Raw genomic sequence first — 24,540 nt, forward strand, 5'->3', positions numbered from 1 at the left:
CTGGTAATTTATAGTTTTTTTCCTTTACTGAGCGTACTGTTGTGATAATCGGAAGAATAGGTTACATCCTTTCCAAACCATACTGGAGGAACAAAGGCGTTTGCGGATGCTTCGTCCGGAAACTCCACCTCTGCGAGATAAAGGCCTTCATATGGCGCATCAAAGACATCGAGCTCGATCGTCAGATCCGTTCCGGTAAGCGGCAGCAGATAGCGTGTTTTTGAGATGAGAACGCCGTCTGCCTTTTCCCGCAGATGCAGGTAGGATTCCTTTGTGAGCGGAAGATTATACTCTTCACGCACCATCAGCCCTTTTGACTTGTAGGTCAGATAATATTCGTCGTCAGAGCGGCGGATGCGGACAACCGGTTCGGTGGAAAGATAGCCCTGCTCGATTTTTTTACATGGATAGCTTGTAAGATTTTCCGGAAGCTGATCCAGAAGGTATTTGCGTTCGATTTCCATAAAAGAGACTCCTTCTCGTGATTGCATCACTGCTTTTTTCAAGAGTTTACCATGCTTTTCCCGTGATGTTAAGCGAAATCCGGCTTTTTGCGAAAAAAGTCCTGAAATTTTTATGAAATGCAAGCATTCTGCGGAAAAATGTGGTATAATAGCGGCGGTTTGTTACAAAGAAAAGCAGAGAATATCACGTGACAAAACACACGAGACTGATCATACAACACAGGAGGACAAAACCATGGCAAAGATTTATGTATTTCTGGCAGACGGATGTGAAGAGATTGAGGCACTGACCCCGGTGGATCTGCTGCGCAGAGCCGGAGAAGACGTATGCACCGTTTCTATTATGGGAAGAAAAGAAGTAACAGGATCCCACAAAATCACCATTCTTGCAGATGAAACCATCGAAGAGGGAGAGTTTGATGACGGAGACATGCTGGTACTTCCGGGCGGAATGCCGGGTACATTAAATCTGGCCGGAAACGAGACGCTCGCAGCGCTGATCCGTTCCTATGACGATCAGGGAAAGAAACTGGCAGCCATCTGCGCAGCGCCGAGCATCCTTGGTGTGATGGGCATCTTAAAAGATAAAAACGCCGTCTGCTTCCCGGGATTTGAAGAAAAGCTGGCAGGCGCAAACGTACTCGATGTACCGGCAGTCACCGACAAAAATGTGACCACCGGCCGCGGCATGGGAGCAGCCACTGACTTCGCACTGGAGCTGATCCGTGTTCTGCAGGGAGAGGACAAAGCAAAAGAAATGGCGGAAAAAATCGTATTTCATTGCTAAAAAAAAGCCTAAAAACCACAGAAATATAAAAAAATCACTGGCGTTTTTGAAAAGAGTATGCTATACTCGATAAATGACTGTAGAATGGAGAGGTGTGCAGGTTTTCTGCCGCTTTTCAGATAAATCAAGGAGGAAATTGATAAAATGAGTGTACAGGTCGAAAATTTAGAAAAGAATATGGCCAAACTTACCATTGAGGTTCCGGCTGAAGAATTAGAGAAAGCACTGGAGAAAGCTTACCAGAAACAGAAAAAGAACATCAGCGTTCCGGGCTTCCGTAAAGGAAAAGTTCCGAGAGCTATGGTAGAAAAAATGTATGGCCCGGCAGTATTCTATGAGGATGCTGTAAACAGCCTTGTTCCGGAAGAGTATTCCAAAGCAGCAGAAGAGAGCAAACTGGACATCGTATCCCGTCCGGAGATCAACGTAGAGCAGATCGAAAAAGGCAAAGCTTTCATCTTTACCGCAACTGTAGCAGTAAAACCGGAAGTTACCCTTGGCGAGTACAAAGGTCTGGAAGTAGCAAAAGCTGACACAACCGTTACAGATGAAGAAGTAGAAGCTGAGCTGAAAAAAGAGCAGGAGAAAAATGCAAGAACCATCAATGTAGAGGATCGTCCGGCAGCAGACGGAGATACCGTTACACTTGACTTCGAAGGTTCTGTAGACGGCGTTCCGTTCGACGGCGGCGCTGGAAAAGATTATCCGCTGACCCTTGGCTCCCATTCCTTCATTCCGGGATTCGAAGAGCAGCTCGTTGGCGCAGCTCTGGAAGAGGAGAAGGAAGTAAACGTTACTTTCCCAGAGGATTATCAGGCAGAAGAGCTTGCTGGAAAAGCAGCAGTATTCAAATGCACCATCCACAAAATCGAAGCAAAAGAGCTTCCGGCACTTGATGACGACTTCGCAAAAGACGTTTCCGAGTTCGATACTCTGGATGAGTACAAAAAAGAAATCAAAGACAACCTGACCAAGAAAAAAGAAGAGCAGGCTAAGACAGAAAAAGAGAACGCTGTCGTAGATAAAGCAGTAGAGAACGCAACAATGGAGATTCCGGAGCTATGATCGATACGCAGGTAGAGAACATGGTTGACGATTTCGCAAGAAGAATCCAGTCCCAGGGTCTGTCCATGGAGCAGTACATGCAGTTTACAGGCGCTACCGTTGATTCCTTAAAAGAGCAGATGAAACCGCAGGCTGTTAAGAGAATCGAGAGCAGACTGGTACTTGAGAAAGTTGCAGAAGCAGAAAACATCCAGATCAGCGATGAGAAGCTGGACGAAGAGCTGGCTAAAATGGCTGAAATGTACAAAATGGAGCTGGATAAATTCAAAGAGCTCGTTGGCGAATATGAGAAAGAGCAGATGAAGAAAGATCTCGCTGTTCAGGAAGCAGTAACTCTCATGGCCGACAGCGCAAAAGAGGCGTAAGACCTCGGAAAGAGAGGCAATTGAATGAGTTTTGTACCTTATGTCATCGAGCAGACAAGCAGGGGAGAGAGAAGTTACGATATTTATTCAAGACTGCTGAACGACCGTATTATTTTTCTGGGAGAGGAAGTCACTGACGTATCGGCAAACCTGATCGTTGCACAGCTTCTGTTCCTGGAGTCTGAAGATCCGGGAAAAGATATCCACATGTATATCAACAGCCCGGGAGGTTCTGTAAGCGCAGGACTTGCTATCTACGATACGATGCAGTACATCAAATGTGATGTATCCACGATCTGTATCGGTATGGCTGCCAGCATGGGAGCATTCCTTCTTGCCGGCGGTACCAAAGGAAAGAGAATGGCTCTGCCAAACTCTGAAATCATGATTCATCAGCCATCCGGCGGTGCACAGGGTCAGGCAACCGAGATCAAAATCGTTGCAGAACAGATTCTGAAAACCAAACGGAAATTAAATGAAATTCTGGCGGCAAATACAGGAAAACCGCTGGAACAGATTGAGATCGATACCGAGCGTGACAACTATATGTCCGCAGAGGAAGCAAAAGCATACGGTCTGATTGATAATGTAATTACGAACCGATAAGAGAGGAAAGGTGTCCAAAAGCGTAGTTCCGGCAATGAGGCTTTTGTGGCACCTTTTGCCTTATCCGGCGATAAGGTTTAGTTGTAATATGTTGAAAGGAAGAAAACGATGGCTATAAAAGGGAATGATACCAAGATCCGCTGCTCTTTCTGCGGAAAGACAGAAGACCAGGTACGCAAGCTGATCGCAGGCCCGGACGGGGCATACATCTGTGATGACTGCGTGGCAATCTGCTCGGAGATCATTCAGGAAGAATTTGAGGATCTGTACGGCGAGCAGAATACCGACGAGATCAACCTGATCAAACCAAAGGAAATCAAAGCATTTCTGGATGACTACGTAATCGGACAGGATGAGGCGAAAAAAGTGCTCTCCGTTGCTGTTTACAACCATTACAAACGAGTGCTTTCCGGTGCATCCTCCGACATCGAACTGCAGAAGAGCAACATTCTGATGCTCGGACCGACCGGTTCCGGAAAAACGTATCTGGCACAGACACTGGCCAAACTGATCAACGTTCCGTTTGCAATTGCAGACGCAACGGCGCTCACCGAGGCAGGTTATGTCGGCGAGGACGTAGAAAACATTCTGCTCCGCCTCATTCAGGCAGCAGACTATGATATCGAGCGCGCTGAGCACGGCATCATCTACATCGATGAGATCGATAAAATCACAAGAAAATCCGAAAACGCTTCGATCACACGAGATGTTTCCGGCGAGGGTGTACAGCAGGCACTGCTGAAAATCCTGGAGGGAACGGTAGCTTCCGTTCCGCCGCAGGGCGGAAGAAAGCATCCGCATCAGGAGTTTATTCAGATTGATACGACGAATATCCTCTTTATCTGCGGCGGTGCATTCGAAGGACTCGAGAAGATCATCGAGACGAGACAGGATACGAAATCCATCGGATTCAACAATCCGATCGGCCATGCAAAAGATGAGAATGTCGGAGATCTGCTCCGTCAGGTCATGCCGCAGGATCTGACCAAGTTCGGCCTGATTCCGGAGTTTGTCGGACGTGTGCCGATTGTCGTTACGTTAAATTCTCTGGATGAGACGGCCCTGATGAAGATTCTGGTTGAGCCGAAGAATTCTCTGGTCAAACAGTACAAGAAGCTGTTTGAGCTGGACGGCGTACAGCTTGACTTCAAAGAAGATGCACTCGAAGCGATTGCAAAGAAATCCCTGGAGCGGAAAACAGGCGCCAGAGGTCTCCGCGCAATCATGGAAGATACGATGATGGATCTGATGTATGAGATCCCGTCGGACAATACGACAAAAGAATGCGTCATCACCAAGGACGCTGTAGAAAAGAAGGCGGAGCCGGAGATTATTCACGGCGAACCGGCCCCTGTTCCACGGCGGAATATGGGAAGAAGATCCGGAAGACCGGAAACCGCCTGAAAAACGCAGGAGGAAACTTAAATGGAAGAAGTGACAAAAGTATTACCGGCGATTGCGCTGCGTGGAACGACGATTCTGCCGGATATGATTGTACATTTTGATATCAGCAGACCTAAATCGGTTCGTGCGGTCGAGGAGGCGATGCTGGGAGACCAGAAAATTTTCCTGATTACACAGAAAGACCCGGATACGGAAGTACCGGGTCTGCTTGATGTGTATAAAATTGGAACAATTGCGGTCATCAAACAGGTTGTGAGAATGCCAAAGGATGTTCTGCGGATTCTCGTAGAAGCAGAAAGACGCGCAGAACTGCTGAACTTCGAGGAAGAGGAGAGCGAGTATCTCCGCGCCGAGGTGGCGCTGTTTACCGGCTCGGACGAAATGCAGTTTTCCGATATCGAGCAGGAGGCAATGCTGCGCAACTTAAAAGAGCTGTTTGCCGTCTACTGCGAGCAGACGCAGAAAGTCAGCAAGGAACTGGCAGGCCAGATCCTCGGAACCGAAGAAGTTGGAAAGCTGGTGGACCAGATCTGCATGAATCTGCCCCTCGACTACGTAAACCGCCAGAAACTGCTGGAGGCTGTGGAACTTTCCGAGCGGTATGATACGCTCTGCGTCATGATCGCCAACGAGATTCAGATTCAGGAGATCCGTTCGGAGATTCAGGGAAAAATCAAAGAGCGGATCGATAAGAACCAGCGTGATTATATTCTGCGCGAGCAGCTTAAAGTCATCCGCGAGGAACTCGGCGAGGACAATTCCCGGACCGAGATTGAAAATTATAAGAAGCAGCTTGAGAAGCTCAAAGCTTCCAAAGAGGTAAAAGAGCGGATTTCCGAGGAGATCCACCGTCTGGAAAATTCGGCCAGCAATCCGTCCGAGGCAGGCGTGATCCGCGGCTATATCGAGACACTGCTGGGGCTTCCGTGGGATAAGGCATCCCGTGACAATCAAGATCTGGCAAGAGCACGCGAGATTCTGGAGGAAGATCACTACGGTCTTTCGAAAGTAAAAGAGAGAATCCTCGAATTCCTGGCCGTACGCACCCTGACGAAGAAAGGCGAGAGCCCGATTCTCTGCCTGGCAGGCCCTCCGGGAACCGGTAAGACCTCGATTGCGAGAAGCGTGGCGCGAGCCTGAATAAAAAATACGTCCGCATCTGTCTCGGCGGTGTGCGGGATGAGGCGGAGATCCGCGGCCACAGAAGAACCTACATCGGCGCGATGCCGGGACGCATTGCGGCGGGACTCCATCAGGCGAAGGTGAAAAATCCGCTGATGCTGCTCGATGAGATCGACAAAGTAAGTGCAGATTACAAGGGAGATACCTCTTCCGCACTTCTTGAGGTTCTCGATTCCGAGCAGAATAATAAATTTGCCGATCATTACGTAGAGCTTCCGATCGACCTTTCGGAGGTGCTCTTTATTGCAACCGCAAATGATATTCAGAACATTCCGCGTCCGCTGCTGGACCGTATGGAAGTGATTGAAATTTCAAGCTATACGGAAAACGAGAAGTTCCATATCGCAAAAGAACATCTCGTTCCGAAGCAGAAGAAGGCGAACGGTCTGAAAGAAGCACAGCTTGTGATCGAGGATGAGGCGTTGATGGAAGTGATCAGCGGCTACACCAGAGAGGCCGGTGTCCGCTCCCTGGAGCGCCAGATCGGCAGAATCTGCAGAAAGAGCGCGAGAAAGATTCTCGAGGAACAGGTAAAAGAGGTTGTTGTGACGAAAGAAAATCTGGAAGAGTTCCTCGGAAAAGAGAAGTATGAGTTCCAGCCGGCCAACGAAAAACCGGAGATTGGTATTGTGCGCGGTCTTGCCTGGACGGCAGTCGGCGGCGATACGCTGCAGATCGAGGTCAATGTGATGCCGGGAAAAGGAGAGTTTCTGCTGACCGGCCAGCTCGGCGATGTGATGAAGGAGTCTGCGCAGGCGGGCATCAGCTTTATTCGTTCCGTGGCAGAGCAGTATGAGATTCCGAAAGAATTTTTCGAGAAACACGACATCCACATTCACATTCCGGAGGGGGCCGTTCCAAAAGATGGCCCGTCTGCCGGTATTACGATGGCGACGGCGATGGTTTCCGCGATCACAAAGGTTCCGGTAAAAGCAGACGTTGCGATGACCGGAGAGATTACGCTCCGCGGCCGTGTGCTTCCGATCGGCGGCTTAAAAGAGAAGCTGCTGGCGGCAAAGAAAGCCGGTATCCATATGGTTCTCGTTCCGGAGAAAAATGAGCCGGATGTCAGAGAACTGGATGCGGAGATCACAGACGGACTGCAGATCGAATTTGTCGGCAGCATGGAACAGGTATTAAAACTGGCACTTGTGGAAAAGAAGTAAGGCCAGAAGATGCAAAAAACAGGAGAAGAAAAGTATGGTAATTAAACAGGTAGAGCTGCAGCACGTCTGCGGAATCACCAGTAAACTGCCGGATACCGGTCAGGTGGAAGTGGCATTTGCGGGAAAATCCAATGTTGGAAAATCTTCTCTCATCAATGCCCTGATGAATCGGAAATCACTGGCGCGTACCAGTGCGCAGCCGGGAAAAACACAGACGATCAACTACTACCACATCAATGAGGAAATGTATCTGGTGGATTTGCCGGGATACGGTTTTGCGAGAGCCTCCGAGGAGGTTAAAGCAAAATGGGGCAAGCTGATCGAGGATTATCTGCATCAGTCAAAAATGCTGCACGCAGTATTTCTTCTGATTGATATCCGTCATGCACCGTCCAACAACGACCGCATTATGTATGAATGGATCCTTCGAAACGGTTACCAGCCGATCATTATTGCAACGAAGCTGGACAAGATCAAACGCAGTCAGCTTCAGAAACAGATCAAGCTGATCCGTGAAACGCTGGAGGTCGAGAAAGATACGATTGTGATTCCGTTTTCTGCGGAGACAAAACAGGGACGTGAGGAGATCTGGAATCTGATCGATGAAATCCGCTCGGATGCAGAAGAAAGCGGGGAATAATGTCATGGGTATGATACGTGCGGCAGGCCTTGGGTATGAATACCTCCGTTACGAGGAGGAAGGACAGGAGCCGGAAGTAACAAAAGCGATCGAAGATGTCAGTCTGGAAATCCAGAAGGGACAGTTTATTGCGGTGCTCGGGCATAACGGAAGCGGAAAATCAACGCTTGCGAAACATATCAACGCTCTGCTGGTGCCTACAGAAGGCACCATGTGGGTGGACGATATGAAGACGACAGATGAGGAGGATGTCTGGAAGATCCGCCAGAAAGCCGGTATGGTATTCCAGAACCCGGATAACCAGATCATCGGAAATGTGGTGGAAGAGGATGTCGGCTTTGGACCGGAAAATATGGGTGTCCCGACCGATGAAATCTGGAAACGGGTGGAGGAAAGCCTTACGGCGACCGGGATGATTTCATACCGGGCCCACTCTCCGAATAAGCTCTCGGGAGGTCAGAAACAGAGGGTTGCAATTGCAGGAGTGATGGCTATGCAGCCGGAATGTATTGTTCTTGATGAACCAACCGCGATGCTGGATCCGAACGGACGAAAAGAGGTTCTTCGCGCTGTGCGTAAGCTGAATGAAGAAAAGGGCGTTACGGTTATTCTGATTACGCATTACATGGAAGAGGTTGTTTTTGCGGACCGTGTGTTCGTTATGGACAGCGGCAGATTGGTAATGCAGGGGACGCCAAGGGAGATTTTTTCCGAAGTGGAGAAATTAAAAGAGCTCCGTCTTGATGTACCCCAAGTGACACTGTTGGCTTATGAATTGAGAAAAAATGGTGTAGATCTCCCGGAGGGAATTTTGACCATTGAAGAACTGGTGAATGCATTATGTCATTGAAACTTGAAGATGTAACGTACACATACAGCCCGGGAACGGCATATGAAATGCACGCCCTGGAGCATATCAATCTTGAAATTCCGAATGGCCAGTTTGTTGGGATTATCGGCCATACGGGAAGCGGAAAATCGACGCTTGTGCAGCATTTGAACGGTCTGATCCGCCCGACATTGGGACGGGTGCTGTATAACGGAGAGGATATCTGGAAAGAAGGATATCCGCTAAGAGAGCTTCGAAGCCATGTGGGACTGGTTTTCCAGTACCCGGAGCATCAGCTCTTTGAGACGGATGTGATCACAGATGTCTGCTTCGGTCCGAAAAACCAGGGACTTTCACCGGAGGAATGCAGAAAACGGGCGGAAGAGGCACTGGATCATGTCGGATTTCCAAAGGAAATGTATGAAAAATCGCCGTTTGAACTCTCCGGAGGTCAGAAACGTCGTGTTGCGATTGCCGGTGTGCTTGCCATGAACCCGGATTTTCTGGTGCTTGACGAGCCGACTGCAGGCCTTGATCCGAAGGGACGCGATGAAATCCTCGATCAGCTTGCATTGCTGCATAAGACGCGCGGCATTTCGGTTGTGCTCGTATCGCACAGCATGGAGGATATTGCAAAATATGTAGAGCGGATTATTGTCATGAACCACGGTCATGTGGCGTTTGACGATACACCGAAGAAAGTCTTCGCTCACTATAAAGAGCTGGAGAAAATCGGTCTTGCGGCGCCGCAGATGACGTATATTATGCATGCGCTAAAGGAACACGGCATGGACGTGGACGTAACGGCGACAACGGTTGAAGAGGCGCGCGATACGATTCTTGCGGCGCTTGGAAGTCAGAAGAAAAACGGGAAAAAAGGAGCAGAAGTATGTTAAGAGATATTACTCTGGGACAGTATTACCCGGCAGATTCTATTCTGCACCGGCTTGACCCGCGTGTAAAATTTGTGGGAACGCTCGTTTATGTCATTTCCCTTTTTCTGTTCCACAATTGGGGCTACCTGCTTGGAACCGTATTCCTTGCGGTGATGATTAAATTGTCGAAGGTGCCGTTCAAATTTATCACGAAGGGTCTGAAATCAATTTTTGTGCTGCTTGCGATTACGATGGTATTTAACATCTTATTTACGCCGGGTGAGGTGCTCGTCCGTATTTGGAAAATTACGATCACCCGTGAGGGTGTAGCTATGGCATGCCGTATGTCGGTGCGTCTGATTTTCCTGATGATCGGCTCTTCGCTGATGACGCTGACGACAACACCGAACCAGCTGACGGATGCACTCGAAAGCCTGCTCGGACCATTGAAAAAAATCCATGTGCCGGTGCATGAGATTTCCATGATGATGTCAATAGCGCTCCGTTTTATCCCGATTCTCCTGGAAGAGACAGACAAGATTATGAAAGCGCAGATGGCGCGCGGCGCGGATTTTGAGAGCGGAAATATTATCCAGAGAGTAAAGAACATGGTGCCGCTTCTGGTGCCGCTGTTTATTTCAGCCTTCCGCCGTGCAAATGATCTGGCGCTGGCGATGGAAGCACGCTGCTACCATGGAGGAGAGGGAAGAACACAGATGAAACCGCTTCGGTATCAGACGCGCGATTATGCAGCGTATGGCGTTCTTATGGCATACCTTGTGTGCAGTATCGGCCTTCGCGTGTGCGGACTCTGACTTTGACGAAAACGGAGGAGAAGAATGCGCAGAATTAAGCTGATTGTAGCGTATGACGGCACAAATTACTGTGGATGGCAGGTGCAGCCAAACGGCATTACAGTACAGGAAGTATTAAATCAGGCTCTTTCCGATCTCTTTGCGAAAAAAATTGCCTGCATCGGCGCAAGCCGGACCGACGCCGGGGTACATGCTCTCGGCAATGTTGCGGTATTTGATACGGATGCGAGAATGCCGGCGGACCGTATCGCATTTGCACTCAACACACGGCTTCCGGCAGATATCCGTATTCAGGGATCATCCGAAGTACCGCCAGACTTTCACCCGCGTTTTACCGCAACAGTCAAAACATATGAGTACAGGATTTTGAACCGCACATTTGCAGATCCGACGCGGAGACTGAATTCCTATTTCTGGTACGGCCCGCTGGATGTGGATGCGATGCGGCAGGCAGCATCGTATCTGGTTGGCATGCATGATTTTAAAAGCTTTGCAACAGCCAAACCGGAGGTGACCGACACGGTCCGTACCATCTATGAAACGAGTTTGGAAAAAGAAGACGATCTGATCCGCTTCCGGATCACTGGAAACGGTTTTCTCTACAATATGGTGCGGATTATCACCGGAACACTGCTTGAGGTTGGAAAGGGTGATTATCCGCCGGAGAAAGTAAAAGAAATCCTTGCGGCGAAGGATCGAAAAATGGCGGGAGCAACGGCAAGGCCGGAGGGGCTGACCCTGGTGCAGATCCGGTATCCCGAATGGGATTTCGAGTAAAGACATAAGTGGTCTGTATTTTCCGCAAAACGGGACTCGCAGTTTGCGAAAAAATGCAAAATATGGGTAAAAAACAGTTGACATTCCAAAATCCGTATAATATAATTACTAAATGTGTGACGTAGTTTGAAAACGCCGATGCCATAAGCCCCGGTAAGGCGGTTTCCTATATACATGAAACAGTAAATTGAATTTTTCACAGGAGGTTATATCCATGAACACCTTTATGGCAAATCCAGATAAGATTGAAAGAAAATGGTATGTTGTTGATGCAGAAGGATGTACATTAGGACGTCTGGCATCTGAAGTAGCAAAAGTATTACGTGGAAAAAACAAACCGGAGTACACTCCGCACGTAGATACTGGTGATTACGTAATCGTAATCAACGCTGATAAAGTAGCAGTAACCGGTAAAAAACTGGATCAGAAGATCTATTACAGCCACTCCGATTATGTAGGCGGAATGAAAGAAGCTACTCTTCGTGAGATGATGGCTAAGAAACCGGAGAAGGTTGTTGAACTTGCAGTTAAAGGCATGCTTCCAAAAGGACCTCTTGGAAGACAGATGTTCACGAAACTTCACGTATACGCTGGTGCAGAGCACGCTCATGCAGCTCAGAAACCAGAAGTATTAACATTTTAATAGGGAGGTAAAGAACATTGGCTAGCGCAAAATATTACGGAACCGGAAGAAGAAAAAAATCTATCGCAAGAGTATATCTTGTACCGGGAACTGGTAAAGTTACCATCAATAAAAGAGACATCGATGAGTATTTTGGTCTGGAGACCCTGAAAGTTATCGTTCGTCAGCCTCTGGCAGCTACAGAGACCGCTGATAAATTTGACGTGATCGTAAACGTTCACGGCGGCGGATACACAGGACAGGCAGGAGCAATCCGTCACGGTGTTGCACGTGCCCTTCTGACTGTAGACAACGACTACAGACCAGTTCTGAAAAAAGCAGGATTCCTGACTCGTGATCCTAGAATGAAAGAGCGTAAGAAATACGGTCTCAAAGCAGCACGTCGTGCACCGCAGTTCAGCAAGCGATAATCGACTGCTCAGACTATATCAAAATGGTTCAAAAAGCCCGGAAAATCAAGGCTTAATAGTGACAAGTAACTATTTTGTCGCAGAGAACGGTGTGACCCGAAGGTCACGCCGTTTTTCTGTGTTCATAGGTTGTTTGCGTGATGATAGGCTCGGAAATAACGGGAATATCTACATCGTCCACGAAGTTGAAGAAAATCTTCACTTTCTGCTTGCGCTTGCCGCTGGATTTGTCCGGGGCATAGACGATGATTTTCTTGATATACTCGTTCACGATGGTCTGTGTCAGCTCCTCCACATCCACATATTTCTGTGTCAGGGCGATAAAGGCATCCAGACCGTCGTTCATTTCTTCCCGCTGTTCCACCCATTCTTCGATAACTTCAATTTCGAGCTTTAACCGTTCCTGCTCCGCTTCATAGTCCGCAGACATCTTTCTGTATCTGTCCTGATTGAGATTTCCAAGAACATAGTCCTCGTACAGCCGGGCGATGATGACATCCAGATCGGCAAGGCGTTTCTTTGCCTGTTCCAGCTTCTTTTTGTCATCCCGGATGCTGCGCTCCTGGTCAGTCCTGCGGCATTGCAGCCATTCCTCCTGAAAACCGTCCACATCGCTTCGGATATACTCATTGACTGCCCGGATGCGTTCCAGAACGATTTCACGAAGCACATCTTCCCGGATATAGTGGGCAGTACAAGTACCACGGTTGCTCTTGTAGTTGTTGCAGACGTAGTGATCCTGCTTGCCCTCAAAGTTTTTGCTTGTGGCAAAGTGGAGCTTGCCGCCGCAATCGGCACAAAACAGAAGCCCGGAGAACAATCCCTGCCGTTCCGCTTTTGCAGGGCGGCGTTTGTTTTTCCTCAGTTCCTGCACCCTGTCAAACTGTGCCTGAGATACAATCGCTTCCTGTGTGTCCGGCAGATAAAACATATTCTCCGGCTCATTGGGAATCCGCTTTTTCAGCTTGTAGGACTTGGAATAAGTCTTGAAGTTGCAGGTACAGCCTGTGTACTCCTGCCGTTCCAAAATCCCTACAATGGACTGGTTGCCCCAGTGGTACGGTCTTTCCGGCATCGGCTTTTTCTTTCGCTTGGCATAGAGTGCCTTTGCAGTCAGAATCTGCTTTTCTTCCAGAATCCTTGCAATCTGCTCCGGGCCTTTGCCGTCAATGCAAAGGTCGAAGATGAGCTTGACTACCGGAGCCGCTTCTTCATCCAGAATCCAGTGATCCTTGTCCTCCGGGTCACAGCGGTATCCGTAGGGCGGTTTGCCCATGTGCTTCCCACTGGTTCCTCTCTGCCGCAAACTGACACGGACTTTCTTGCTGGTATCACGGGGATACCACTCGTTGAACAGATTACGGATTGCGGCGAAGCCCTCGCTGTCTCCCCGGTTGCTGTCTACGCCATCATTTATAGCGATAAAGCGGACATCATAACTCGGAAAGATAATATCCGTATATTGTCCAACAGTCAGATAGTCACGACCAAAGCGGCTGAGGTCTTTGACCAGCCAGCAGCCCACAAGCCCCTGCTTGACAAGCTCAAAGCCTTCCTGCACACCGGGACGATTGAAGTTCGTCCCCGTATAACCGTCATCCACCAGAATTTTCAGGTTTGTATACCCGTGGTCACGGGCATATCGGGTTAAATACTCTCTCTGATTTGCGATACTGTTACTCTCGCCTTCCTGGGCATCCTCGTTGCTCAGACGGCAATAGAGAATGGTAATTTTCTGCTGATCCAACATAATATCCTCCTTCGGTGGTTGGTCAGCCGACAGTACCGTTGTGCATATTGGAATTATATCATGCTTTTGTGTCGCAGTCATTAACAAATCACCCCCTTGTCAGAAAAAATGAGCCGTTTTACCTTGTCGGTAAGTGGCTCATTTCCGTCACACTCCGTTTCAATCACATACCATGTGTTTCCGATCTTGCACTCAATGGTTTTGCAGAAAGAGGACTGTGCCGCTTCCCAACGCTTGCGGCATTCTTCCAGAAAATCAATAGGCGGCTCAAAAATCGGATCGAAGCAGGAGCAAATATCAATATAGCCGATGGCATCGTTGATTTCTTCCATCGGGGCATCTTCCATAATCATCTTGTTAATTTCCTCTACGGTTTTCTTCATAGGCAAATAGTTCCTTTCTTAAATTTCCATGTCCTGTCCACGATTGCGGGCAGGGTGTTTGTGTTCATACAGTTCCTTTCCCCTGGCGAGGATGGCATTGATAAAAGCCCAGACCTTTTCAGATGCAATCTCAATCGCATCCAGGAAAGGCTGGGCTTTCTGTTTCAGCTCCTCATAGTCTTTGTTCAGTTTTTCAAAACGGTCTTTCCATATCTTTGCGTTTTTATCTGCCTGCTCGAATTTCTGCTTGTATTTCAGCTTCTCAGACTTTTTCGCAAAGCTGCTGACCGCATAATCCTTTAGCGTGCGGCACTCATCCGCCGTCATGGTAACATTTCCCGTAATGGGATTTTTCTTGCCCATCGACTCAATCTCATGTGCAGTCATAGCAACAGACTTAGCAGCCTGAGTTTCCTTTTTCAGAGCTTCCAGTTTCTTTTTCTGCTTCTCCGTGGCAGCTTTGGCATCCGCTAAGCTCTGCTCGGCCTGTGTCACCTGTCCGGTCACAGCTTCCAAACGCTGCTGTTCGGCCTGTACCTTGAACTGTGTCACCGTCAGATGTTCCTCGGTACTGCCACGCTCTCCACGCTCCACATCGGTATATCCGGCGGCTCGCATGAAATTAAAAAAGTCATCCTGCAGCACACTGTAGGACGACTTCAAAATCTTTTTCCCTTTTGCGTTCAACATCGGATTTCCGTTTTCATCAAGAACGGGTTTGGATTCCCACTTCTTACTGCGGCTGACCTGTGTGATCGTTTCCTTTACCGTTCCCCGGAGGGATTCATCCTTGCATCGCTTCGACCACAGGATTTGTTTCTCCACCACCGGGATATAAACCACATGAAGGTGATAGTGGTACACATCCTCACCCAGAGCTTCCGACATTGCCCGGTTGCGCTCGTCGGCATGCATTACAGCGGAGAGGATATACTGCTCACCGCCCACAATCTCCACGGCGGCTTTGTAGGCATCGGCATAGAACTGTTTGGCATATTCATAGCCGCCGTGGTTGTGGAAGTAGGCAGAGTTTACATCAAACAGCAGCTCCCCATATTTCACCGCATCGGCTTTCAGACCACGGGTGGAGATAACACCATCTGCAATCATCTGATCGAACATGGCGGCATAGCTGTCGGTAGGTTTCTTGAAGTGGACATTGCGGTGGGTCTGGGTGGTATCAATATCTTGATTGGAGTAGCTGTCTTTTTCTCGCTCGTTATGCTCCTGAACTTTCGCCACATCGTCGAGGGTGGGCAAGTCCTGGTTACGGGCAAAGGTACGGTCAATTCCATCGTTTCTTGCCATAGGTTTTTTCCTTTCTTTCGAGAGTAGCAGACGGGCGGGGCTGCGGGGATGCACTTCTGCGGAAGTGTAATAACCCACTATAACACTTTCATCCATTCTGGCTGCAAAGTGCCGTGGGCTCTCCCGAGGGGGTGTGCGGTCACTGCGGTGACCTCTGCTGACCAAGGCAAAATGTCTGCAACTTTTCCCATGGTCAGCCCGTCTGCATGAAGCTGTTCTGCGGAACGTTTCTTGCAGACGTTGGCAGCGTCTTTCACTGCCATCCATAGGCAGCACTGCGGTGTGCCTATGGGGACGGGAGATGCGAGGGGCTGTTGCCGGGGGCATCACTTCTCCCGTCTTTGCTGCCATACAATGTCGCATCCCAGCACATCGGCAAGCTCCAATACTTCCTTGTATCGGATGCTTTCCCGCTGTAATTTTGCGGACAGGTTGGAAACGCTGTCGCTCCATCCGTACTCGTCCGAGAGCAGGTCAACAACTTCCTGCATGGTCATCCCAGCACGATGATCTGTGCCTTGATTTCATTGCGTACATTCATATTGAAAAATCCTCCATAATTCTGTTTGTGGTTCGGTACAATCTCTGCACCCCAAAACGGAGCAGATACACCGAACAGTGAAAAATCTGCAATCTCTGAAATCCGTTCAGAATTTTGCTTGTGATGTCCTGTCCATATATGACCATATCCCGCTTTACTGTTTCGTGTGATTTGGTCTGGAAAAATGAAAACATCTATTGTTCCGTGAACAGGGTACACGGTTCAGAGAAGCACGATTTCGTGAAATAGCTTCGTCCTGCGGTCAAAAACTTTGCTGTTTCCATTGCCATTGATTTTCAATACCCGAAAACAGGTTGTCTCTGAAAGCCGTTGTTTCCTATAATGGGAGAAAACAGGGGTAAATGCTGCGTACATACGTACAGAGCATGACTGGCAAAATCAATCCCGCCATTCCTCCGGTACGTACGTACATGACGAAACATCGTAAAACCCATTTATATGAGGCCTTGCCACAGCTTCCACACCCATAAATCCCCACACCCGCCGTCCGGCAGAGTTGGTGATGTTGTTGCAATGTTCCAGATTGAATCTCCCGGCATTGGCAATCATGGCGTCGCTGAAGCTGCGGGCTTTCAGCGGTGCAAGGGAATTTTCTTCGCACCACATCCGGTAGATTTCATAGAAATCCTTGGAGCTGATGGACGCATCCGCTTTGCACCGGATGTATCCCTCCGATTCCATGAAATCAAAGATATTATTATTGTCACGCTTGACCGCTTCCCGATTTTCACGGATGCGGTCACTCTCCGAAAACTTAAAGTTGTTGGCAACGAGCCGCTGCAATCCTTCGAACGCCCACAGGAAGATGCCCTCAGCTTCGGCTTTCATCTTCTCAGCAAGGTCGGGATCGTCGGCTCTGCCCACAGGCTTTTCCTTGGTAGTCAGTACAAGCTGTCTGCGGTAAAAGCCGTCGCTGCGGTCATACAGGGCTTGCAGATCACCATTGCTGAATGCCAGCAACCGGGCAAACATCCAGCCCTGATAACTCTGCTTGCCCTTGCGTTCCAAGTCCATTTTGCCCTGTGCAGTCACGATGGATTTTACATAGTTGGTCTGACGCAGAGCTTCCATCCGCATATCATCATCCACGCACAGCAGGATGTGTTCCAGATCGGCACGGGCAAAACGGTTTTCAGAAATCTTCCCGATGCTGCCGTCTTTCATATTCGTGCCGAAGATGGTGGACAGCACCGCACCGATTTGGGATTTGCCCTCACCGCCGTTGCCCTTAATCACCATCATGCGCTGACCTTTGTTGGATGGAATCAGGCAGTAGCCAATGAACTCCTGCAAGGTGGGGATGTCCTCTGCATAGAGTAGTCCATCCAGAAAGTTCAGCCAGATCACCGGTGCAGGAGCATCGGGATTATAGCCGACAGGCAGACGGCTTCGCACGATAGCCGGTCTGCCTTCGGTGAAAGTGCCGTTCAAGAGCAGCGTACCGTTGGCAACATGGATGCGATCCTGCTCCGGAGGGAAGTCAGACACCTGCGCTTCCAGTTTCAGCACTTCCAGAATGTTGGTGATCTTCCGTGGGATGTTGTTCACGGCACAAAATTTCAGCTTGTCGTAAATCTCCCCACGCAGAGGAAGGTCATCCGTCACTCGACCATCGGGCGTGAAAAAAGCTCCGTTTGCGAAGATGATTCTGCGCTCATGCAGAAATTCTTCACAAAACAGAGCTTCGTTGATGTTCTGCCCGTCAAACCAGACAGGCAAATTCATATTAGGCGTTTTCCGGTTCTTCGCCACGGTGCGCCACCTCCTTTTTCTTTCGTGCGGTATACTCTTGCAGAAAAGCAATTTTGTCGTCCTGCATCAGCTTGTCCACCAATGCCACCCGTTCTTCCAGATCACCCACCGTCAGCACATCTGCCATATATTCGATATAGCAGTGCATCTGGCAGGCTTCCACAAAACGGTCATCCAGAGCATCTTCCGGTGTCTTGGGTGCGTATCGTACTTTCCAATCTTCCAGCAGATGCAGATAATCCGTCAGCACCCGGAAACACAGCATTTCATCCTCCCGTAACTGACGGATATAGGGACGCTTCGGCTTGACCATAGCTGCGGCAGTGGGCGGTTTTGGGTCAAGTCCAAAGTCCGCAGCCAGCTTTTGCGCTGCTTCATAGCTGCTCAGATCGAACGACCTTGCCACGAAGTCGATCACATCCCCCTTGACTCCGCAGCCAAAGCAGAAGAAATAATCCTCATTCAGCTTCATGCTCGGATGCCTGTCATTGTGGAACGGGCAGCAAGCCATGCCGTTTCGGTTGACTTTCAGCCCGTAGTGTTCGGCGGCTTGCTTTACGCTGATTGCCACCTTGATGGTTTCATAGATTGTCATAGAAAACCTCCGTTCATAGTATTCAGAAAGCACGAAACACCCGCCGTGATTGGCAGGTGCTTCGCTCCGTCTACTATTGTTATGCCGGATTTTTCAAAAAACAGGCTAATCGGAGGACAACCCCGTTTCAAAAAACAGGACAACTTATGGATAGATGTAGATTTCTTTACATTAGCATGATAGAATTAAGAAAATGAAAAAACAGGACAGGAGGGGCAAGCATGAACCAAGAACTGATGACATTGGATTTTTGGCAGGATACGGTCATATATGAGGGAAAAACACTTCCTGTCGGCGCTCTTGCCTGTGATGCGCTGAATGTCCCTGCGGATACCATCGCAAAGATGAACGAGCAATGCGAGAAAATCAATCTGCTGCTTGGAATATTAAACGCCGGACAGGATGCTTCTGCACTCTGTCCTATTGCAACGGAAGCTGCTCTGACGATGCTTGATATTCTCAGTCAAACACCGCCGTTCTCCTATATGAATATCTCAAAGCACAGAGAACGGATTGAAAAAGTCTTTACTGTGGACAATGCGCTGAAATATGTGGAGTTTGCCATAAAAGCCGCAACCAATTCTTTGCAATTTGAAGAAATCCAGAACTTTGCCGATGCGATGATGCTCCAACGCTATACCGCAGTTTTCGGGCATCTGGCATACTCCCTTGGGGAATACCAAACGACCATGCTTGATTTTGCAGAAAAATCAGACGGCAACGAAGCTGACCGCACCGCAGAGGGCTTTGCCAGAATGTTCGGCAATTATTTCCCGCCGGAGTTTTCCATCACGGAGGGCAATGCCTGGATGTCTACCCTGAACAATTCCGTTCAGTATGTATCCGTCATCCGTCCCGGCGAAAAAGTTGCGAAGCTGGTCAAGCGGATGCACTATGTATCCTTTGTGGGGATGTTCCGGTCTGATCTCTTTGAGGGCCTGTGTGTTGGCCATGCACCGAAAAAATGCAAAATCTGCGGCAAATGGTTTCTGACCACCAATGCAAGGCACACCAAATACTGCGGCGGCTACGCTCCGGGGGACAAGCTGCACCGCACCTGCCGGCAGATCGGTAACCTGAAAGGCAGAGAACAGCGGGAACTTGCGGACGATCATCCGCTGAAACAGATTTATGAGAAGCGACTGAATACCATAAACCGCTATGTGAAGCGTGGCGCTCTGGACGCTGATCTTGCAGAGGTTATGAAAAAACTGGCGAAAGATAAGATGCTTCGGGCGCTGGGCAATGTCGCTTACGCCAAGGGTGATTATGAAAAAGAAATGGGACAGGCTGCGTTGAAGAAAGAAGCAATAAAAAGAATTTGAATTTAGCTAAGAGGTGAGCAACGTTATGTTAGAAGTAGTATTTAGCGACAGTGCCGCAGGGACTATGGCGGTTGCGATTGGACATAAGGGTTTTTTAGGCGGAGCAACCAGTGTAATTATCTCTGATGGGACAGTTTCAAAAGAAGAAATAGAAAAGTTCCAGCATCAAGCAGAAGAACGGGAGCGTTCTGGTTGGGAGAATGCTATACCGTTGGAAGGAAATCGTAAGGACATAGTTAATCTTCCGCTGGCATTGTCTGTGGGCAACATCTCCGAAGCAGGAATTTGTTTGGAGCGTGAGTCGGCATTATCTTTGCTACTAAGCATACTGCCCGATATGGCATCTGAAATCGTAACTGAACTTCTCAATACATCCCGAAAGAACTATGCTACACTACTGGAAAAAGCACAAAACGGAGAGCCGATTCGTGTTTGGGTCGGACGAGACCCAGATGATGTGTGCGGATTGTATTGGCTTCTGGAACAACTACGACCAATCGGCTTTGAAAAATTGGATATTACCATTGTGGAGCTTCCAATGTGGGAAACAAGACCAGATGGATGCATTGTCCAGTATAACGGTTGGGGAGAAGTTGAACCTTATCACTTGGGACGGATGGCATCTCTTGGGAAGAAGTTGCCAACAAATTACCTTCGTAGTTTGGCTAACCGCTGGAGAGAACTCCAACAGGAAAATTCTCCTCTTCGTGCTGTTATAAACGGCAAACTGGTCAGCGTATCAGAAACTCTGTATGATACATTTATTCTTCGAGAATTGGATACACTGGACGACGAGTTTAGGGAAAGCGTGCTTGTTGGACAGGTTCTTGGAAAGAATCAATTAGGGATCGGTGATGGGTGGATTGCTTTGCGTGTGGAACAATTTATCAAAGAGGGACTTCTGCTCCCAATCACAACTCCTGCACCAAATGCACCTATTTATCACCGTATGTTAAAGAAAATAAAGTAATAAATAACCCATTAGTTGATCACGGGATATTTATGAGTATTACTAAACTGGAAGGAGGTGCGCTATGCTGAATGATTTTTCATGGAATATGACCGGATACATACCGAAACACGCTGTCAATCCATCCGATGATGGCATCCCACCCTATGTTGCAGAGCGCATCTTCCAGCTGGAACCGGAACCGCCTACAGTAGACAATCCGAACGAATATATCCTGTCTGCCCTACGGAAAAAGACTTGAAATATTTCTCATTCTTTCTCCACCACTACGAGCTGCAACTTAACAAGCGCATCAAAACCTTTCTCGGTGTGGATGGCGGCAATCGATACGACACAGACCGTTTTCTGGATATAAAACTGTCCTGCCGGGAGCAAATGCTCCAAAAGCTGATGGACTATGCTCCTGCCAAAGGTGCGGAGTATGCAACATACATTTTTCCGTTCATTCGGGATGCTATGCTCCGTTTCCGCATGGGCGAAGAAAAATGGTCGGTATCCTCTCTGACCAATTACAAAATGGTGCGGTCAATGGCGTGGCTGTACCATAACACCAAGGATGCGGTCAGTGAATTTGCAAAGAAATACAACTGCGACCTTGCCCTTGCGGAAGGATACCTGAAAGTAGTCCGTGGCATCCGCAATCAGCAGCCATTCTATGTAACGGACGAGGATGGCGAGGAAACAGGTGAAGATGTTGCCCTTGATGATACATGGAACTATACCGACATCCTCTGGAACGGCATACAGGCTGAAAAGGTGCAGCGGGCATTTGAGAAACTGAATTACCGGGAGCAAACCTTGCTTGAAAAGCGGCTGGCGATCTGTATGACCTGTGGGCGTGTCGGCTCATGGAAGAACCGCCCCACCTTTGAAGAACTGGCGGTTATGTTTGAGGGCAGCACAGCCAGCGGTGCAGAGCGAGCCTACCGGAAAGCGGTGGACAAACTGACAGAACTGCTGGTTGCCGAAGGTGCGCTCCATGCTGTCCGGCTGAAACAGAAAACCAAAACCAAGCGCAAAAAGAAAATCGCCGCCGCAATCTACGAATATCAAGCAGACTGCGACGGCGAATGGGGCGAAATTTCAGTTGATTTTGAGAACGGCACAGCAGAGATTATCCGACTTGCTGATTGGGATACAATTAAAACGAACTGGTTTGCCAAGGAGGCGATCCGGTATATTTTATCATTGTCGCCTGATGCTCTTACAAAATATATGCTCGTCCCCCTTGAGCCGCCACTTATATCTTGAATCCTTACAACCACTGTAAGTGGTATTTGCTGTGTTCCCATGCTATCATTTTATTACAAATGATAGGAGGTATTCACATGAAACCCATTTTGAATATTGAAAATTTAACAAAAATCTATGGCAATGTGCCAAGTCAAACAAAGGCACTGAATGGGATCACCTTCCAGGTGATGCCGGGAGAGTTTCTCGGCATTATGGGAAGCAGCGGTTCCGGTAAATCCACACTGCTCAATTGTATTGCGACTGTGATTCAACCCACAGGTGGAAGCATTCAGGTGGAAGGCGATACTCTGCAATCCCTCAAGGGAAAGGCTCTTGCAGAGTACCGTGGCAAAAAAGTTGGTTATCTATTCCAGAACTTTGAATTGCTGGACAACCTGACTGGCAGGGAAAACATCCTGCTCCCGACTTCCTTGCATGGGGTATCCGAAGCAGAAAGCAGCCAGCGGCTGAAGCAGTTGGCTGACTATCTGGAAATCACTGATGTTCTGGATAAGTTTCCGTCCAAGATGTCCGGCGGCCAGCGTCAGCGTGTTGCGGCAGCAAGGGCTCTGATCTTACATCCCCAAATGATCCTTGCCGATGAACCGACGGGTGCGCTGGATTCTAAGAACGCAAGAAGTCTTATGGAGAAGCTGTCCGGCCTGAATCGTGACGAACAAGCTACGATCCTGATGGTAACCCATGATTCCAATGCCGCCAGCTTTTGCAAGCGCATTCTGTTCATCCAGGACGGCGTGATCTTTCATGAGCTTCGGCGTGGAGACGAAAGCCAGCAGGAGTTCTACGGGCGCATCCTGAAGGTGATGGCGCAACTGGGAGGGGGCAGCGCAAATGTTCTCTAATCTCATTCTTCGGAACAGCCACCGCAGCCGAAAGGAAAACGGTCTGTTTTTCAGCTCCCTGGTGATTTCTATTGTTGCCTTTTACATGATTCTTTCCATCTCCACTCAAGATGTGATGCTCTTTTTGCAGAAAATGGAGAGTGACGCAGTTGACAAACTCCTGCTTCTGATTCCTGCGTTTTATGGGATGACCCTCGGTATTCTGTTCTTTTTGATCTATTTTGCCTGCAAGTATCAGTTCGAGCGCAGACGGCATGAGTTTGGTGTTTATCTAATGTTGGGGATGCGTAGAAGTAAACTGTTTGGTATGCTTCTGGCGGAAGATTTCCTGACCAGTATTCTTGCCATGCTCATAGGCTTACCTGTGGCTGTGGTGCTTTCAGAAATTGTCAGTCTTGTCACCGCCAAGCTGGTAGGCATGGGGATCATCGGTCATCAGTTTTCTTTATCCTGGTCTGCAATTGAATGGACGCTGGCAGGATTTCTGGCAATTAAGCTGACGGCACTTCTGATTTTGAGTGGACGAATCAGCCGCCAGGAGATCGGTACTTTGCTATCCCAGCCAACGAACCGCCCCAAAAAGCAAATGCCATCTGTTATCTATGGACTGGCTGCTATATGCGGAAGTGTGATGTTGGCAGTGGCTTACTACATGGCGATTCAGGGAATTGCATGGACAAAGGTAAGTATGATGGGACTGACTTTGCTGTTGGGCATAGTTGGTACGATGCTGCTTTTCTATGGGATGCGTGCGCTGATTGCTTTGATTGTTAAGAAAGGAAAAGGAAATAAGCAGCTTCATGTATTTACCTTCCGGCAGATTCAGGAGAATGTCATTCATCAGTCAAACTCCATGGCCATCAGCTCCCTGCTGATTCTGGCGGCGCTGTGTTGTTTTGGTGCGGGCGTAGGAATTGCAGGAACGAATAGCCTGTCTTCTGGCCATGTAATCGACTATACTTTTGAAGATCATACTGCAGAAGATTCATCGCAGGTTCTTCCGAATATAAAGGCAGTCCTGAAAGAAAACAGTTTGGAAAATCAATTTTCAGAGCTTTTTGAAATGAGGGTTGGGCGTATTCGCACCACAGAAGATTATGATAATGCCTACAGCATGGACGCTGTTATGGACTCTCTTCGGAGCCTGCCCCAGTCGGAAGACCGGGATGTCCTTCTGAACAATCTTGGTTATGCCACATACCCATATTTGATTTGTTTATCGGACTATAATCGTTTGTTGGAATTGTCCGGCAATCCGGCTCTCCAATTAGGCGAAAAGGAGGCCACTGTCTATATTGATACAGAGTTTACTACGGCAAGCCGTACCGCAATGCTGAACCAAGTATTGGCCGGGCAGCCCAAGGTGGAACTGGATGGTAGTCCGATTCATCTTACAGGAGAGGTTCAGTCTGTGAATTTGGTCACGGACCGTTCTATAACCTTGTCCTTTGCATTGATTCTTCCGGATGAAGCATTCCTATATTATAGTCAGGGAATGTATGATACCTATGTCAATGCGGTGCTCAGTGAGCAAGCTCTGAATGGAAATAGCCTTATGACTGCCTATTCCGATCTGAACGAGAAGCTGGACAAAATAGGTATCGAATATGAAAGCTATCTTCAGAATATGGGCCGCCAGCTTTTCTACACCGTAGCATCCATCTATATTACCCTCTATCTGGCGATTGTGTTCCTGGTGGTTGCCAACACCATTGTGGGTGTTCAGTTCCTGATGAGCCAGCAGAAAACCGGGCGTAGATACCAGACCCTG

General features: G+C 48.6%; 24 protein-coding genes and 2 pseudogenes. 18 read left to right on the forward strand and 8 right to left on the reverse strand.

Annotation, left to right across the window (positions count from 1 at the left end):
• Positions 1-8 precede the first annotated feature (8 nt).
• On the reverse strand, positions 9-464 hold the full coding sequence (locus DXA55_RS12165) for a CYTH domain-containing protein (protein WP_022461346.1): 456 nt from the start codon (positions 462-464) through the stop codon (positions 9-11).
• A 235-nt stretch (positions 465-699) separates the two neighbouring features.
• Between DXA55_RS12165 and DXA55_RS12170 the strand changes: the two genes are divergently transcribed.
• The 12 genes and pseudogenes from DXA55_RS12170 to rpsI all read left to right on the forward strand — a co-directional run bounded on the left by DXA55_RS12170 (position 700) and on the right by rpsI (position 12,028).
• Positions 700-1,251: a DJ-1 family glyoxalase III gene (locus DXA55_RS12170; protein ID WP_055219893.1), complete on the forward strand. Its 552-nt coding sequence runs from the start codon at positions 700-702 to the stop codon at positions 1,249-1,251.
• Between the two features lie 144 nt (positions 1,252-1,395).
• Positions 1,396-2,681: pseudogene (tig, locus tag DXA55_RS12175) on the forward strand (trigger factor).
• Positions 2,682-2,705: 24 nt separating this feature from the next.
• Complete coding sequence (gene clpP / locus DXA55_RS12180; RefSeq protein ID WP_022461349.1) at positions 2,706-3,287, forward strand: ATP-dependent Clp endopeptidase proteolytic subunit ClpP; 582 nt, start codon at positions 2,706-2,708, stop codon at positions 3,285-3,287.
• A 108-nt stretch (positions 3,288-3,395) separates the two neighbouring features.
• A complete protein-coding gene (clpX, locus tag DXA55_RS12185) occupies positions 3,396-4,691 on the forward strand; it encodes an ATP-dependent Clp protease ATP-binding subunit ClpX (RefSeq protein WP_055219839.1) in 1,296 nt (431 codons plus the stop codon).
• 21 nt (positions 4,692-4,712) lie between these two features.
• Positions 4,713-7,039, forward strand: a pseudogene (gene lon, locus DXA55_RS19345) (endopeptidase La).
• Between the two features lie 34 nt (positions 7,040-7,073).
• A complete protein-coding gene (gene yihA, locus DXA55_RS12195; protein WP_117814340.1) occupies positions 7,074-7,679 on the forward strand; it encodes a ribosome biogenesis GTP-binding protein YihA/YsxC in 606 nt (201 codons plus the stop codon).
• Positions 7,680-7,683: 4 nt separating this feature from the next.
• The gene (locus DXA55_RS12200) at positions 7,684-8,529 is read left to right on the forward strand and encodes an energy-coupling factor transporter ATPase (RefSeq protein WP_117814342.1); all 846 of its coding nucleotides are present in this window, start codon (positions 7,684-7,686) and stop codon (positions 8,527-8,529) included.
• Positions 8,520-9,404: an energy-coupling factor transporter ATPase gene (locus DXA55_RS12205; protein WP_055226923.1), complete on the forward strand. Its 885-nt coding sequence runs from the start codon at positions 8,520-8,522 to the stop codon at positions 9,402-9,404. The genes DXA55_RS12200 and DXA55_RS12205 overlap by 10 nt, the downstream gene beginning before the upstream one ends.
• The gene (locus tag DXA55_RS12210; RefSeq protein WP_055226921.1) at positions 9,398-10,198 is read left to right on the forward strand and encodes an energy-coupling factor transporter transmembrane component T family protein; all 801 of its coding nucleotides are present in this window, start codon (positions 9,398-9,400) and stop codon (positions 10,196-10,198) included. Before DXA55_RS12205 ends, DXA55_RS12210 begins: the two co-directional genes overlap by 7 nt.
• Positions 10,199-10,222: 24 nt before the next feature.
• A complete protein-coding gene (truA, locus tag DXA55_RS12215) occupies positions 10,223-10,975 on the forward strand; it encodes a tRNA pseudouridine(38-40) synthase TruA (RefSeq protein WP_055226919.1) in 753 nt (250 codons plus the stop codon).
• A 214-nt stretch (positions 10,976-11,189) separates the two neighbouring features.
• Entirely contained in the window at positions 11,190-11,618 is a 429-nt protein-coding gene (gene rplM, locus DXA55_RS12220; RefSeq protein WP_055219851.1) for a 50S ribosomal protein L13, read from the forward strand.
• Between the two features lie 17 nt (positions 11,619-11,635).
• Complete coding sequence (gene rpsI / locus DXA55_RS12225; protein ID WP_055219853.1) at positions 11,636-12,028, forward strand: 30S ribosomal protein S9; 393 nt, start codon at positions 11,636-11,638, stop codon at positions 12,026-12,028.
• Between the two features lie 103 nt (positions 12,029-12,131).
• Here rpsI and DXA55_RS12230 read toward each other — a convergent pair whose 3' ends face one another.
• From DXA55_RS12230 to DXA55_RS12265, 7 genes are all read right to left on the reverse strand, one after another.
• Positions 12,132-13,778, reverse strand: coding sequence for a recombinase family protein (locus DXA55_RS12230; RefSeq protein WP_202976589.1), 1,647 nt, complete (start codon positions 13,776-13,778; stop codon positions 12,132-12,134).
• Between the two features lie 80 nt (positions 13,779-13,858).
• A complete protein-coding gene (locus tag DXA55_RS12235) occupies positions 13,859-14,161 on the reverse strand; it encodes a hypothetical protein (RefSeq protein WP_117504225.1) in 303 nt (100 codons plus the stop codon).
• Positions 14,162-14,179: 18 nt separating this feature from the next.
• Entirely contained in the window at positions 14,180-15,469 is a 1,290-nt protein-coding gene (locus DXA55_RS12240) for a plasmid recombination protein (protein ID WP_117814341.1), read from the reverse strand.
• Positions 15,470-15,546: 77 nt separating this feature from the next.
• Positions 15,547-15,732, reverse strand: a complete 186-nt coding sequence (locus DXA55_RS12245) for a hypothetical protein (RefSeq protein WP_109258816.1) — start codon at positions 15,730-15,732, stop codon at positions 15,547-15,549.
• Between the two features lie 63 nt (positions 15,733-15,795).
• Positions 15,796-15,960, reverse strand: a complete 165-nt coding sequence (locus DXA55_RS12250) for an LLM class flavin-dependent oxidoreductase (RefSeq protein ID WP_330415256.1) — start codon at positions 15,958-15,960, stop codon at positions 15,796-15,798.
• Between the two features lie 449 nt (positions 15,961-16,409).
• Positions 16,410-17,756, reverse strand: coding sequence for a DNA primase family protein (locus DXA55_RS12260; protein ID WP_117760465.1), 1,347 nt, complete (start codon positions 17,754-17,756; stop codon positions 16,410-16,412).
• Between the two features lies 1 nt (position 17,757).
• Positions 17,758-18,378, reverse strand: coding sequence for a CHC2 zinc finger domain-containing protein (locus DXA55_RS12265; RefSeq protein ID WP_110442446.1), 621 nt, complete (start codon positions 18,376-18,378; stop codon positions 17,758-17,760).
• 221 nt (positions 18,379-18,599) lie between these two features.
• Here DXA55_RS12265 and DXA55_RS12270 point away from each other — a divergent pair, with 221 nt between their 5' ends.
• The 6 genes from DXA55_RS12270 to DXA55_RS12290 form a co-directional block, all read left to right on the forward strand.
• Positions 18,600-19,703: a DUF6076 domain-containing protein gene (locus DXA55_RS12270; RefSeq protein ID WP_110442445.1), complete on the forward strand. Its 1,104-nt coding sequence runs from the start codon at positions 18,600-18,602 to the stop codon at positions 19,701-19,703.
• A 25-nt stretch (positions 19,704-19,728) separates the two neighbouring features.
• Complete coding sequence (locus DXA55_RS12275) at positions 19,729-20,673, forward strand: DUF3658 domain-containing protein (protein ID WP_110442444.1); 945 nt, start codon at positions 19,729-19,731, stop codon at positions 20,671-20,673.
• A gap of 64 nt (positions 20,674-20,737) precedes the next feature.
• Complete coding sequence (locus DXA55_RS19610; RefSeq protein ID WP_330415257.1) at positions 20,738-20,914, forward strand: hypothetical protein; 177 nt, start codon at positions 20,738-20,740, stop codon at positions 20,912-20,914.
• Positions 20,911-21,924, forward strand: coding sequence for a hypothetical protein (locus DXA55_RS12280; RefSeq protein WP_330415258.1), 1,014 nt, complete (start codon positions 20,911-20,913; stop codon positions 21,922-21,924). The genes DXA55_RS19610 and DXA55_RS12280 overlap by 4 nt, the downstream gene beginning before the upstream one ends.
• 77 nt (positions 21,925-22,001) lie before the next feature.
• Positions 22,002-22,769: an ABC transporter ATP-binding protein gene (locus DXA55_RS12285; protein WP_033121505.1), complete on the forward strand. Its 768-nt coding sequence runs from the start codon at positions 22,002-22,004 to the stop codon at positions 22,767-22,769.
• On the forward strand, positions 22,759-24,540 hold a 1,782-nt coding region (locus DXA55_RS12290), incomplete at its 3' end, for an ABC transporter permease (RefSeq protein ID WP_147342022.1). The genes DXA55_RS12285 and DXA55_RS12290, both read left to right, overlap by 11 nt.

This window comes from Blautia sp. OF03-13 (assembly GCF_003460685.1).
Classification (GTDB): domain Bacteria; phylum Bacillota; class Clostridia; order Lachnospirales; family Lachnospiraceae; genus Fusicatenibacter; species Fusicatenibacter saccharivorans.

Coding starts and splice junctions, on each gene's coding strand:
- DXA55_RS12165 (WP_022461346.1), bottom strand. CDS start 464: ATGGAAATCGAACGCAAATACCTTCTGGATCAGCTTCCGGAAAATCTT.
- DXA55_RS12170 (WP_055219893.1), top strand. CDS start 700: ATGGCAAAGATTTATGTATTTCTGGCAGACGGATGTGAAGAGATTGAG.
- clpP (WP_022461349.1), top strand. CDS start 2,706: ATGAGTTTTGTACCTTATGTCATCGAGCAGACAAGCAGGGGAGAGAGA.
- clpX (WP_055219839.1), top strand. CDS start 3,396: ATGGCTATAAAAGGGAATGATACCAAGATCCGCTGCTCTTTCTGCGGA.
- yihA (WP_117814340.1), top strand. CDS start 7,074: ATGGTAATTAAACAGGTAGAGCTGCAGCACGTCTGCGGAATCACCAGT.
- DXA55_RS12200 (WP_117814342.1), top strand. CDS start 7,684: ATGGGTATGATACGTGCGGCAGGCCTTGGGTATGAATACCTCCGTTAC.
- DXA55_RS12205 (WP_055226923.1), top strand. CDS start 8,520: ATGTCATTGAAACTTGAAGATGTAACGTACACATACAGCCCGGGAACG.
- DXA55_RS12210 (WP_055226921.1), top strand. CDS start 9,398: ATGTTAAGAGATATTACTCTGGGACAGTATTACCCGGCAGATTCTATT.
- truA (WP_055226919.1), top strand. CDS start 10,223: ATGCGCAGAATTAAGCTGATTGTAGCGTATGACGGCACAAATTACTGT.
- rplM (WP_055219851.1), top strand. CDS start 11,190: ATGAACACCTTTATGGCAAATCCAGATAAGATTGAAAGAAAATGGTAT.
- DXA55_RS12230 (WP_202976589.1), bottom strand. CDS start 13,778: ATGTTGGATCAGCAGAAAATTACCATTCTCTATTGCCGTCTGAGCAAC.
- DXA55_RS12235 (WP_117504225.1), bottom strand. CDS start 14,161: ATGAAGAAAACCGTAGAGGAAATTAACAAGATGATTATGGAAGATGCC.
- DXA55_RS12240 (WP_117814341.1), bottom strand. CDS start 15,469: ATGGCAAGAAACGATGGAATTGACCGTACCTTTGCCCGTAACCAGGAC.
- DXA55_RS12245 (WP_109258816.1), bottom strand. CDS start 15,732: ATGGCAGTGAAAGACGCTGCCAACGTCTGCAAGAAACGTTCCGCAGAA.
- DXA55_RS12250 (WP_330415256.1), bottom strand. CDS start 15,960: ATGCAGGAAGTTGTTGACCTGCTCTCGGACGAGTACGGATGGAGCGAC.
- DXA55_RS12260 (WP_117760465.1), bottom strand. CDS start 17,756: ATGAATTTGCCTGTCTGGTTTGACGGGCAGAACATCAACGAAGCTCTG.
- DXA55_RS12265 (WP_110442446.1), bottom strand. CDS start 18,378: ATGACAATCTATGAAACCATCAAGGTGGCAATCAGCGTAAAGCAAGCC.
- DXA55_RS12270 (WP_110442445.1), top strand. CDS start 18,600: ATGAACCAAGAACTGATGACATTGGATTTTTGGCAGGATACGGTCATA.
- DXA55_RS12275 (WP_110442444.1), top strand. CDS start 19,729: ATGTTAGAAGTAGTATTTAGCGACAGTGCCGCAGGGACTATGGCGGTT.
- DXA55_RS19610 (WP_330415257.1), top strand. CDS start 20,738: ATGCTGAATGATTTTTCATGGAATATGACCGGATACATACCGAAACAC.
- DXA55_RS12285 (WP_033121505.1), top strand. CDS start 22,002: ATGAAACCCATTTTGAATATTGAAAATTTAACAAAAATCTATGGCAAT.